Raw genomic sequence first — 12,214 nt, 5'->3', positions numbered from 1 at the left:
CCCTTTTCTCCTAAACACAAAAATTCTCTTTTTCTCTACCAAGAGCTTTTCTTCAAAATTTGTACCCCTGACGGTTTTTTGATCCTTCCCCGGGGTGGGAAGTTAACTGCGGGTGACTTCCTCTTTATTTATTATATAATATTAAATTAATTCTGGTGGGCCATGCGGGAGTCGAACCCACGACCTACTGATTAAGAGTCAGTCGCTCTACCAGCTGAGCTAATGGCCCTATACCACTTCTTAATTATACCTTAACTCTATTTGTTTGTCAAGAAGCGATTTGGTCTGATTCTTTACTTGACGAAGATGAAGAAGACTTTGATTTGGATTTTCTTGAATCAGTAATGTAAAAACCTTCACCTTTGAAAGAAATTCCAACGTTACCAATCATCTTTTCAGTTTCAGAACCGCATAGTTCACATTTAACTTCAGGTGTTTCATTCATAGAATGCAAAACAGTGAACTCATAACCACAATTTTTACATTTATACTTATACAGAGGCAATTTTATTCTTCCCCCTTTTTTATTTTTATTGAAAAAAACACAAATAATCATAATGTAGCGTATCAGATTTATGTGAAATTTAATATGTTATGTATGTTAATAGTTTTTTTATTTGTCTATTTGTCCAGTTTCCATATACCATAGATACAGATCTAATTTTCCTAATGGTTCTCCAACGATCTTTGAAAAAGCTCTGAGTTTTTTTTCAAACTTAGTGTACTTTTTCTCGGTCCAAGAAGGTTTGGGGACTTCTTTCACAAGATTATAATTCTTCAGGATTTTCAATATATGCTTATCTAATATAGCGACGTCTTCTTTTCCAACATTTCTTAAAAAATGGCTAGCTTCTTTCCAACCTATACCTTTTATATTTTCAACCAAAAACCTTCTACTTTCTGAAATATCTTTTTGAAGTAAATCTTTCAAGCTCCCGATTATCCATCTGTTTTCAACTATATAACGTGATCTGGTGTTTGGAAACCTATGTCCAACTTCTTTTAGTTTTGATATTAATTGCTCTTCGTTGTAATAAGCGAAACCTTCTTTTGTGATTAATTTCTGTGCTTTTATGCCACCCTTTGCCCTCCAATTTGCTGTTAAAACACAAAAAGATAGTTCACTGAATAAACTCAATTCATCACCATTTTGTCCAATATCTTTAAACTCTTCAAATCTTCTTTCAACTTCATCCTTGATGATTGGCTTGAGATCTTCTATTTTACTGGCCAAAAGATCTAAAGGCTTTGTTGTTTTAGAATGGGTCATTTACTTCCTCCAAGAATGTTTTAATTAGTGGCTTTTTTTCTGTTGGATCTTACATTTAGGTAGAAACCTATGACCATATACACAATAAGAGAAATAAAGATACTAAAAAACTCTGGCTGACTTAGCTGTTCCCATCCATTTAATAAAGAATTATTGCCAATAGTAATGGATGTGTGCTTTTCTAATAAATAAATGGTATAAAAAGATAGTATAAAACTGCCGAATATTACAGAAATGGTTGAAATGATTGACTGATAATTTTTTGAAAAGATTATTGCAACAATCACACCTAAGATAGCAAAAATTATCCATGGAATGTAAGAAATGGAAAAAGGTAAATTATTCAACCATTCTCCGTTTGAAGAGATTATAAAAGTTCCTATTGAATAACCAACCAATCCGCCTAAGATAAAACCACCAACTATAAAGGCTATATTAACCAGATGATAGAATACAAATCCGAAGATCAAACTAAATATCAAATAAATAAAAAAACTGTAATCACCAAACGTAAGGACAAAATTACTAATTAACGGGATTTTTAGCAAATAAGGTATCAATATGGAATAAGACGCATAAACACCCAAAAGAAAAATAGTAACTTTAGAAGAAATCTTTGAAAAAAGCAAAAGTATTAAGGATAAAGGCAACAAAATATAAACTGAATTAACTAACAGTAAATAGAGATTTGTAAAGGCCGCATTGTTGATAAAATCGGGAGGAACCATATGAATTTCACCCCTTTCGCAATTAAATTAGTATTTTTAAATCTTAAACCAATTAATTGTACCACATAATTTTGATTGTAAAAATGAATTTTATGGTATAATTTTAAAAAAGATTTCAGGACCTTTAATTGGTGTGAAAAGGAACAAAATATTTCTGAAAAAGAAAAAGTCAAAAGTTGGAAGGAGGAATTAAATTGGGAGGTTTAAGAATTGAAGTTGATGAAGAATTCATTAACGGTTTGATAGATAAAGTTATAGAAGAAAATACCCAAGTACAAGGTCTAAAAAATTTGAATGTACAATTGAGGGAAGATGGAATAAATTTTCAAATGGAGGTCAATTTTTTAGGAAAAGATTCAACAGTAGAATCTTTAATTAAAGTTTTAGAAAAGCCGGAGGATTTAGAAAATGGGAAGTTGCGTTTATCTTTGAGTGGAGATGAAGGGGTTAGAAAGATATTAGAAGGCATATTCTATATATTTTCAGAATTCACCAAAGCGGTTTCTTCAAAAGATTATGAGATTCTAATAGATTTTAATAAAGTAAAAATAAATCCTTTTATTGATACCCTTTTAAAATCTGTAAAAATTTCTCGATTCTTCCTTCAAGATGGAAAGTTTGAATTAGTTCTTGAATTCAAAAAATAGGCGGTGAATAATGAAAGAAATACTTTTGGAAATAGATGAAGAGGCAGCCAAAGAATTCCTGATAAAAGTTTTAGAAAACAGTAAATTACACTTCCTGAAAAGAATATTTGATCACGTGTCGAATATAGAGTTCAACAATAACGAAATTAGGTTCAAGGTGTTAATGTTCAAATACTATTTGAAACTAAAGAAATATCCTAAACAACTAACAGGAAGATACGAGTTTTTTCATAATATTCCCACAAAAATGATCAAAAAAGAAGAACTCCCAGAATTTGTTGAATTAAACGACAAGACAATTGTTATCAATATACCTGAAAACCTTGTGAGTAAAAATATAAACATAGAGAAATTTGAAATAAAAAATGGGAAATTAAAGCTCATTTTAGGTCTGAATTAAGAAAGGAGCAATAAATTATGGAAATAAATAACGAATTAATAAAGAAATTAAAAAAACTATCCGGGATTGAACTGAACCCAAGTGAAGAGGAAAGAATAAAAAAAGATCTAAACGCTTTATTAGAGTATCAAAAAATGTTGGACAAGATCGACGTTGACGGGGTTGAAGAAATGATTTCTTCCGTCGAATTCTTAACTTCCGTTTTAAGAAAAGACGAAGTGGAAGTTTTTGATAACAGAAAAGAAATAATAAACAACTTTCCAGAAAGTAAAGACGGTTTTCTAAGTGTACCGGGTATTAATATTAACGAGGAAGAATAATTTGAATACAAAAGGAAAAGTGTACGAAGACAAAGCTGTTTCATACTTGTTAAATAGCAATTATCAAATAATTGCAAGGAATTTTTCTTACAGGTACGGTGAAATAGACATAATAGCTTTAAAAGACAAAATACTACATTTTGTGGAAGTAAAAGGTGGGAAAGAAACCTTCGGTGACCCTGCTTTTAGGGTAAATTCAAAAAAATTAAAAAAAATAATGAAAACAGGAAATTATTTCTTAGCTACTCATAAAAACCTAGAATTTGATGAAATTCAAATCGATGTAATTTCAGTCACCAACGATGGACTTATAAATTATTACCCAGCTCAAAGGCTATAAAAAAAGTGCCCCTGGAAGGAGTCGAACCTTCATTTGTGGATTAGGAATCCACCGTTCTATCCGTTGAACTACAGGGGCTTACTAAAGACAAAAACTATTATAGCAGAAAATTCGACAGCTGTCAATCGATGGCGAGTATTAAGCTGAGCTACTAATTGAAAGAATAATAATATGTTTTAAAGTTTGTAGAAACAACAAAAAATTTTATGGGGGTATTAAGCATGAAAAAAGTTTTTGTTCTAATGATAGCGCTTATTATGTTTGTGAATATGTTTGGGTTAAAGGTTATTATGGTGACGGATGCAGGAGGACTTGGAGATAAATCTTTCAACGATGGTACATGGGCTGGTGTTCAAATGGCAGTTGAACAACTTGCTGATATTGAAGCAGAAATCCTCATCTCTAAAGAACAAACTGATTACGTTCCAAATCTAACCAACGCTGCTCAAAGAGGAGATGTAGTAATAGGTGTTGGATTCATGATGGCAGATGTTTTATTCAATTTCGCCATGCAGTATCCAGATACATTTTTCATAGGGATAGACATAGAACCATCTCCTAACCAGGTAATTCCTTCTAATTTAGCTCTTTATACTTTTAAAGAAGAAGAAGGTGGATTTTTACTTGGATATTTAGCAGCTTCTATGACAAAAACTAATACAGTGGGCTTTATCGGTGGGTTAGAAATCCCACCTGTTAAAAGGTATGAAATAGGGTATCGTTCAGGAGTTAAAGCTTTTAATGAAGTCAAAGGGAAAAACGTAACGGTTATTACTGGTTACGTTGGAAGCTTTACAGATTCCTTAAAAACCAAACAAATAGCTCTTTCACATTATAATTATGGAGCTGATATTATTTTCACAGGGGTAACAACAGCAGCTGTTATAGATGCTGCCAAAGAAGTAGGCTCATCATTTTATGGCCTGCCTAATAACGCCTCGTTAAACCAAATTATAGACAAGTACTTTGAAAAAGGGCGAGGGTATTTTGTAATTGGATACGATATGGACCAAGATTATATGGCACCTGGGTATGTTTTAACAAGTTCAAGAAAAAAGGTTGATGTTGCTGCATTTGAAGGAATCAGATCTGCATTATACGACAGAAATTTTAATTACGGCCATCATGTTCTAGGAATAGAAGATGAAGGTATGGGAATCTCTCCAATGAAATATACGAAGGGAATGGTTCCAAATGAGGTTATTGCTGAATTAGTTTTTTTAGAAAAATTGGTGAAGGATAGAGAAATTAGTATACCAAAAAATGAGGCAGAATTAGGCTCTTTTGATGTTAGCTATATAAATATTCCATTTTAAAGAATTCATACAGATGGGTGGGCTGCTGGGCGAAGGGGAGCTTAAGCAGATATATGTAACTAAGAACGATCGAAGTATTTTAAAAGTTTTTGAATCTAGAAGCAAGTTTTAAAGAAGGTTTCAGAGTTTCTAAATAGAGTATAAAGGACTCAAAAAAGGAGGATAATATGGATAACGAAAATATCACAACACTATTTGACAACGGAAAGCACAAATTCATTTTTTTAGGATCAGAAAGAAAAAGTGAAGAAAGTATTCCAACAAACCAGTATCTCATCGTTCATAACGATGAAGGTGTATTACTCGATCCAGGAGGAGTACACGTATTCCCGCGGGTTCTTGCAAGCGTTGTTGAGTTTATTGACTTGGGTAAGTTAAAACATGTGTTCTATTCCCATCAAGATCCCGATGTATCATCTGGAATAACTTTGTGGGACAGCGTTTTGGAAACGAAATTTTATATATCTAAATTATGGGAGCGGTTTTTACCCCATTTCGGAGTTTTTGAAAAATCAAGGATGGTCTTGATAGAAGACTCTGGGGGAAAGATAAAATTTAAAGATGGTGCTGAATTACATATAATTCCTGCACATTTCTTACACTCAACGGGAAATTTCAACCTTTACGATCCAACCTCTAAAATACTCTTTTCAGGGGATATAGGAGTATCTGTTTTCCCTGAAGGGAAAGATACGGTTTTTGTAGAAAATTTCTCAGAACATATAAAATACATAGAAGGATTTCACAAAAGGTATATGGTATCCAACAAAGTTTGCAAAAAATGGGTTGACATTGTTAAAAAGTTGGATGTTGAACAGATGGTGCCACAACATGGAGCTATTTATAAAAAGCCTGAATATAAAGAATTCCTGAACTGGTTTGAATCTTTAAAATGTGGAACAGATCTTATAGATGAAATCTACAAGGTTGGGGCAAAATGAGTGAAAAGGAAAATTATACCGATACCATAAAAGGATTAGCAAAAAGTGTGTATCATGAAAATCTTCTTGTTTCTTTCATTGAAAAGCTTGAGGAAGTTTTGGGAGACAAGTTTAAAGAAGTTAACGATTCAACTAATACGGTTGTAGAAACTCTTGTAGAACTTATAGAAAGTATAAAAAATACTTCAAATGTAATTGAAAAAACAGTTGAAACAGGAAAAGAAGAGAAAAAAAAGATTTCTGTTAATAATGAAGAGATTATCTCCAAATTGAAAAAATTTGGTAAGGACTTTGATGAAGTAGAAAAAGATGTAGAAAAATCATTAGAAAGTGTTTCGAATTTGATGGATAATTTCCAAGAAATAGAAGAACTAACTAACGTGATAAAAAACGTTGCCAAACAAACTAACATACTTTCGATAAATGCTTCAATAGAGGCTGCAAGAGCAAAAGAAGCTGGTAGAGGATTCGCAGTGGTAGCAGAAGAAATCAAAAAACTATCATCAGAAACTAACAACGCATCAAGTAAAATCTCTGAAAGAATCATAAACCTTTCAAGCCAGGTATTAGAAGTCAAAGAAATAATCAACAACTTAGAAGCAATATTTGTAACTATAACCGATTCGATTGAATCTGCTCTTGTTACGTTAGGTGGAAATTTAGCCTTCATGGATGAATTAACACAAAATTTGGTTGCAGAAAAAGAAGAACTTAAAGAAAACACCAACAACTTACTCGCATCGAAAGAAAACATAGAAGAACTTGTTAACAATATAAACACCTTGGGAAAAGTCTTAAAAACAGTATTGCAAATGCAAAATAAATTGAAAGAAATTGAGATTTAAAAAGTAAGATAATCTCTTGAAAGAGGTAAAGGTACTATGTTGATCACAGTGATCGGTGGGGGAGCCGCTGGATTAATGTCTGCTACCGTAGCGGCATGGAACGGTGCAAAAGTAAGAATAATTGAAAGAAAAGGCAAACTTGCTAAAAAACTTTTAGCAAGCAGCAACGGAAGGGGAAATTTCTCAAATTTGGATACGAATGAAACCCATTATTATAGCAACAATTTGCCTTTTGTTAAAAAAGTACTTGATATTTTTGGTGTTGTGCAAACACTTAGTGTTTTTGAAGAATTAGGAATAATGGTAAAAGAAAAAGGTACTAAACTATTCCCTTACACAGAAAAATCAAAAGATATTGTTACTAATTTCATCTATGAATTAGAAAAGCACAATGTTGAAGTGGTACTTAACTTCCAAGTCGATCAAATAATTAAAGATAACGAAAAATTTCTCATTAAAGGGCAACACAGAGTATTTCACTCAGATAAAGTGATCGTGGCAACAGGCGGAAACTCCTCTCCTCAATACGGATCTAACGGTAGTATATTTCCTACTCTCCAAGATTTGGGACATTCAATTGTCGAATTACGACCAGGGTTAGTTCCTTTGAAAGTAAAACCACATATCGATAAAAATGCGGCAGGTTCAAAGTTAGAGGGGGATGTATTTCTTGTAGTTAAAAACTGTGAAATTGCTTCCAAACTCTACACGGGCGAAGTACTTTTCAAGCAAGATGATGTCCTTTCTGGTATACCAATATTAGAACTCAGTAATTATGTGCACGATTATTTAGAACAAAATACTCCTCTTTTTCTAAAAATTGTACCTTTTCCTCAATACTCACAGAGAAGTTTAGTAGATTTTTTAACCAAAAAAGTTAGATTAAAACCTGAAAGACCCCTAAAACTCCTATTGGTAAGCATTATCGATGAACGATTGATTCCATATTTTTTAGCCAAGATAGGGTTTGAAGATTTGCAAACACCTGTTAGCAGTTTGAATGATAAAGATATAGAAATGCTAGCCGATAAATTGAAAGACTGGAACTTCGAAGTTGTAGGGACTACAAGTTGGAAAGATTCTCAGGTTTCTTTAGGTGGAATTAATACAACTGAAATAGACCCTTATACTTTAGAGTCTACAATTGTACCTGATTTATTTTTTGCAGGTGAAGTTATGGATGTAGCTGGAGAAAGTGGAGGATACAATTTGCAATGGTCCTGGTCTACTGGATACTTAGCAGGAAGTTCCGCTTCTTCTGAATAAAAAGAAGTATGGAGGGTGTGAATCCAATGGAGATTGGTTTAATACACTACAGGGTAGGAGAAACAGACGGTGTTTCATTAGAAATGGTTAAATGGAAACAAGTCCTTAGAAACATGAATATAAAAACGTATTTAGTCGCTGGAGATATGGGGAGTTCCCCCGGATTCAAAATCCCATACATCGCATATACAGACAAAAGAAGTAACATACTGAAACAAAAATCTTTTGTAAATTTAAATAGTTGGGACGAGACTAAGTTTAAAAAAGAGATGAATAGATACATAGAAGATATTTATAATCAACTATATGAAATGATGGATTTGGACGTAATGATTGTGAATAACATCTTTTCATTAGCGCACAATCCTGCAGCAGCTGTGGCTATTTACAGGTTTTGTAAAGATAACGGGATTAAAATGATAGGTCACCACCACGATTTTCATTGGGAAAGAGATTTTTACAAAAATCCAACCAACGATTACATTAAAGATATCTTGGAAGAGTATTTTCCCCCAAAAGATATATCCCACGTCGTCATAAATTCATTAGCACAAGAAGAGTTAAAAAATAAAAAAGGGGTGGATAGTCTCGTTATACCTAACGTATTCGATTTTAATCAAAAGCGCTGGGAAATAGACGATTACAACATAAAAATATACGACAGGCTGAACATATCTCAGAACGATCTGATATTTTTACAAGCAACTAGAATTGTCAGAAGAAAAGCTATAGAACTGGCGATCGACACAGTATCAGAAGTAAAAAAGGATTTAAAAAAGTATATTGGAAAAACAACCTTTAACGGTAAAAAAATAACCCAACACACGAACGTATTTTTGGTGTTACCTGGTTTATCGGAAGAATCTGATTATGTAGAAGTGTTGAAAGAATACGCCTCACAAAAAGATGTAGAACTAAAATTAGCTTTTTCTATTTCCGATGACATCAGGCACGAAGAGGACGAAATATTCTCTCTATGGGATTTTTATGCAATTGCCGATTTTATAACCTATCCAAGCATTTTAGAAGGTTTTGGCAACCAATTTCTGGAAGCAGTATTCTCGAAAACGCCTGTGTTGATGTTTGAATATCCCGTTTACAAAAAAGACATAGCGCCTTTAGGCTTTGAGGTTGTAAGCCTTGGTAGTAAAGCGGAATATGAAAGAGGCATGTACAGAGTCAACCAAAATGAAATTATTAAGGCAAAAGAAGAAATTTTTAAAATTCTATTTGATACCCAAAGGGCTTCAAAGATTGTCCAAAAGAATTTTGAACTGGGAAAGAAATACTTTTCCTATGAAACTTTGGCGAAAAAGTTAAAAAACTTGTTGGTAGAAAAAGCAGAGGTGCGGGGTGAAAGGGCGCTATAAAATTTCTAAAGGCAATATAAAAAATTAAAGGCAGGGGATAAATATGACACTAAAATGGAAAATGGCACTTTTAATCATCTTGGTATCCGTTGTACCTATGGCGTTTTTTATTACATATTCATCATTAAATTATAGCAATATTTTAAAAGAAGACAGGTCTCAGTTAATTGAGGTAAACAATTTCCAAACTGCCAACTTTTTAGCTCAGTACATGAATGATCTCAAAAAAGTTACTTCTTCAATCGCTAATGATCCCGATGTCATCAATTTGCTTGAGCAATCACAAGAAGAAAGAAAAAGAATGTATCAAAAGCTCCAAAATTTAATTGATGAATACCCTGAATTCACAGAGATTTGGGTAGGTTCAAAAAATGGGGATGTTTTTGTAAGACCAGTAGAAATGGAAGAGAGAAAATCAAGTGATTATGATCCAAGAATAAGGCCATGGTACAAAAACGCCCTTCAAAAGCCACAAGAAGTTGCAGTATCAGATCCTTACGTGCATGCAGTAACAGGTGATACTGTAGTTAGTCTTTCAAAAACTATAAAAAACGCTAAAAATGAAATAGTTGGAGCAATGACAATAATACTATCTATGTCCAAGATTTATGAAATTATTAGTAAGAATTTAGGGACAGGAGAAACGATTTTTGTAATAAACCAAAATGGTCAGGTTATCTTTCATCCTCAAAGCGATAAAATCGGTCAAGATATTTCAAAAGAAGAATACTTTAAAAATTTAACTCAAAAAAGTGGCTCTATGTATATTCAAAACGGATCAACTTTTTTAGCTTATGATAAAATTAGTGACCCAAATTGGACGGTGATTACTCAAGTTGATACTGAAAATTTATTCAGTGAAGTAAGAGCTACCACCATGTTCTCTCTCATACTCTTCATAATAATAACCGTAGTTGCGGTAATAGTTGGTATTTTATTCGTTACTTACTACATTATAAAACCGATAAACAAATTTAAGATATATCTTTCAGAGATAGAAAAAGGTAATTTATCAACTTCCATTGAAATAAACTCAAAAGACGAAATTGGAGAAATGGCAGATTCATTAAATCAAGCAATAAACGCGTGGAAAAATTCTATAAACTCAATAAGAGAAGGCTCCTTAAAGATTGACAGTTCTGCTATGGAATTACTTAACATTTCTAAAAATAGTTCTCAATCAGCAGAAACCCTTTCGGAAAAGGCTGCTGAAATAAGTGAAAATGCGGAAGATACTTCCGCCTCCGTTGAAGAGGTTACCTCAGGTATTCAGGAAATATCAGCAGCCGCCCAAAATGTTTCTAAATCAGCGCAAGAACTCAACACCGCTGCTTCAGAAACAGAAAACGCCGCTAACGAAGGACTTGAATCTATAAAATCGATAGATAAAACAATAAAAGAAGCAGTGGATAAATCCAGAAAAACGCAGAATGTAGTAAAAGCCTTAATAGAAAGATCTGAAAACATCGGCAAGATTGTTAACACGATAAATTCTATAACAGAGCAAACAAACCTTTTAGCTTTGAATGCAGCTATAGAGGCCGCAAGAGCAGGAGAAGCAGGAAAAGGATTCGCAGTTGTAGCAGATGAAATAAGAAGTTTGGCAGAAGATTCCAAAAATGCAACTTCTCAAATCGAAAAAATGCTTGAAGGTATTAAAAACAGCACCAACGTTGTAAATGATAGCACAAACGAAACAGTTGGGATAATACAAAACATCAATGATCAAATGAGCGGTATAAACAACAAATTTCAGCAAATTTTAAACATGGTAAAAAATCTAAACAGTGGAATAGACAACTTAACAGCAACCTCGCAAGAACAAAGTGCAAGTACCGAAGAAATGAGCTCGGCCATGGACAGAGTAGCACAAGCGGTAACGTCTATAAGCGAAAGTTTGAATGAAGTAACCAATTTAATTAACAACCAAAAAGAAGACGCAAAGAAGATTGAAAAGAACGCTCAAGAACTCTCTACTTTATCAGAAGAGCTCTCGGAACAGTTGAAAATATTCAGACTGTAGGAGAATTTATATTGATTAAACTGTACTTAGGTTACTATTTAGAGGCGCTCACCGACAACCAACTTGAAGTTTTAGACAAACTCAAATTTGAAACTTATGAAAGAGAAAACATTCTTAGATTCAGAAAAGAAGCGAGAAGCAAAAAAGAAATAGTGCAATTACTAAAAATCTTAAAAACCTTTGAAATAGTACCCGGCTACGCGCTCCAAAAAAACGATGATTTCTATGACTTTGACGAAGAAACAACTAAAAAAAATGAATTAATTATTGATGAACTGGGAGAAGGATTCTTGTTTTTCCTTCTCTCAATTTTAGAAAAAGAAAAAGAAGCTATACAAAAAGACAGAGAAACACTAAAAGGAATCATAGAATCCTTATCATATGATTACATGGTTCAGATAAATATATGGAACAGATACGGCTATGCAAGGTTGTATATAAAGCAAGATGATGAAGATATCGGTTTTTTAGACTTAATACACAAATGGTACAAAAGCGAACCAGAATACGAACAATTTTTCAAAGACCTAATGAAAGACAAAAGAATACTAAATTTATCTCAATATTTCTTAAAAAAAGAAGGATACATAAAATAACAAAATTAGCGGGTTACAGAGTGTGATGAATACATTGGCAGATAAATTTCTGGGCGAAGGGGAGCAGAATTCATTAGAAGAACTGAAAAAGTTATTGAAATAATTTTTTTAAAGGCGCCCATGCTGGGCGTTTTTCAATTAAAAATTGCTGC

The 12,214-nt window shown here is 33.0% G+C and carries 14 protein-coding genes and 2 tRNA genes; 11 read left to right on the top strand and 5 right to left on the bottom strand.

Annotated elements, in window-relative coordinates; all coding sequences use genetic code 11:
- Positions 1-153: 153 nt before the first annotated feature.
- The 4 genes from X929_RS01970 to X929_RS01955 form a co-directional block, all read right to left on the bottom strand.
- Positions 154-229 (bottom strand) — tRNA-Lys (locus tag X929_RS01970).
- Between the two features lie 39 nt (positions 230-268).
- The gene (locus X929_RS01965; RefSeq protein WP_103066374.1) at positions 269-505 is read right to left on the bottom strand and encodes an FmdB family zinc ribbon protein; all 237 of its coding nucleotides are present in this window, start codon (positions 503-505) and stop codon (positions 269-271) included.
- 108 nt (positions 506-613) lie between these two features.
- Positions 614-1,270, bottom strand: coding sequence for an N-glycosylase/DNA lyase (locus X929_RS01960; RefSeq protein WP_103066373.1), 657 nt, complete (start codon positions 1,268-1,270; stop codon positions 614-616).
- A 20-nt stretch (positions 1,271-1,290) separates the two neighbouring features.
- Positions 1,291-1,998: a hypothetical protein gene (locus X929_RS01955; RefSeq protein WP_103066372.1), complete on the bottom strand. Its 708-nt coding sequence runs from the start codon at positions 1,996-1,998 to the stop codon at positions 1,291-1,293.
- A 194-nt stretch (positions 1,999-2,192) separates the two neighbouring features.
- Between X929_RS01955 and X929_RS01950 the strand changes: the two genes are divergently transcribed.
- The 4 genes from X929_RS01950 to X929_RS01935 are packed head-to-tail and all read left to right on the top strand — an operon-like array spanning position 2,193 to position 3,705.
- Positions 2,193-2,645 carry a hypothetical protein gene (locus tag X929_RS01950; RefSeq protein ID WP_103066371.1) on the top strand — a complete coding sequence of 151 codons (453 nt, stop codon included), beginning with the start codon at positions 2,193-2,195 and terminating at the stop codon, positions 2,643-2,645.
- 10 nt (positions 2,646-2,655) lie between these two features.
- Positions 2,656-3,045 (top strand): hypothetical protein, encoded by a 390-nt coding sequence (locus X929_RS01945; protein WP_103066370.1) that lies wholly within the window; start codon positions 2,656-2,658, stop codon positions 3,043-3,045.
- A 17-nt stretch (positions 3,046-3,062) separates the two neighbouring features.
- Positions 3,063-3,365, top strand: coding sequence for an Asp-tRNA(Asn)/Glu-tRNA(Gln) amidotransferase subunit GatC (gene gatC / locus X929_RS01940; protein WP_103066369.1), 303 nt, complete (start codon positions 3,063-3,065; stop codon positions 3,363-3,365).
- A gap of 1 nt (position 3,366) precedes the next feature.
- Positions 3,367-3,705 (top strand): YraN family protein, encoded by a 339-nt coding sequence (locus X929_RS01935; RefSeq protein WP_169924912.1) that lies wholly within the window; start codon positions 3,367-3,369, stop codon positions 3,703-3,705.
- Between the two features lie 6 nt (positions 3,706-3,711).
- Here X929_RS01935 and X929_RS01930 read toward each other — a convergent pair.
- Positions 3,712-3,783: transfer RNA gene (locus X929_RS01930), tRNA-Arg, on the bottom strand.
- A 143-nt stretch (positions 3,784-3,926) separates the two neighbouring features.
- On the opposite strand from X929_RS01930, the gene X929_RS01925 reads away from it, so the two are divergent.
- The 7 genes from X929_RS01925 (at position 3,927) to X929_RS01895 (ending at position 12,062) form a co-directional block, all read left to right on the top strand.
- Positions 3,927-5,021, top strand: coding sequence for a BMP family lipoprotein (locus X929_RS01925; protein WP_103066367.1), 1,095 nt, complete (start codon positions 3,927-3,929; stop codon positions 5,019-5,021).
- A 167-nt stretch (positions 5,022-5,188) separates the two neighbouring features.
- Positions 5,189-5,962: an oxygen-binding di-iron domain-containing protein gene (locus tag X929_RS01920; protein WP_103066366.1), complete on the top strand. Its 774-nt coding sequence runs from the start codon at positions 5,189-5,191 to the stop codon at positions 5,960-5,962.
- Positions 5,959-6,807: a methyl-accepting chemotaxis protein gene (locus X929_RS01915; RefSeq protein ID WP_103066365.1), complete on the top strand. Its 849-nt coding sequence runs from the start codon at positions 5,959-5,961 to the stop codon at positions 6,805-6,807. Before X929_RS01920 ends, X929_RS01915 begins: the two co-directional genes overlap by 4 nt.
- Positions 6,808-6,843: 36 nt before the next feature.
- Positions 6,844-8,073, top strand: coding sequence for a BaiN/RdsA family NAD(P)/FAD-dependent oxidoreductase (locus X929_RS01910; protein ID WP_103066364.1), 1,230 nt, complete (start codon positions 6,844-6,846; stop codon positions 8,071-8,073).
- 26 nt (positions 8,074-8,099) lie between these two features.
- Entirely contained in the window at positions 8,100-9,443 is a 1,344-nt protein-coding gene (locus X929_RS01905) for a glycosyltransferase family 4 protein (protein ID WP_169924911.1), read from the top strand.
- A gap of 43 nt (positions 9,444-9,486) precedes the next feature.
- Complete coding sequence (locus X929_RS01900) at positions 9,487-11,466, top strand: methyl-accepting chemotaxis protein (RefSeq protein ID WP_103066362.1); 1,980 nt, start codon at positions 9,487-9,489, stop codon at positions 11,464-11,466.
- Positions 11,467-11,477: 11 nt separating this feature from the next.
- Complete coding sequence (locus tag X929_RS01895) at positions 11,478-12,062, top strand: hypothetical protein (protein ID WP_103066361.1); 585 nt, start codon at positions 11,478-11,480, stop codon at positions 12,060-12,062.
- Positions 12,063-12,214 lie beyond the last annotated feature (152 nt).

Source organism: Petrotoga olearia DSM 13574 (assembly GCF_002895525.1).
Lineage (GTDB): Bacteria > Thermotogota > Thermotogae > Petrotogales > Petrotogaceae > Petrotoga > Petrotoga olearia.
The sequence above is the reverse complement of the archived record's forward strand: the minus strand, read 5'-3'. Positions and strand labels throughout refer to the sequence as shown.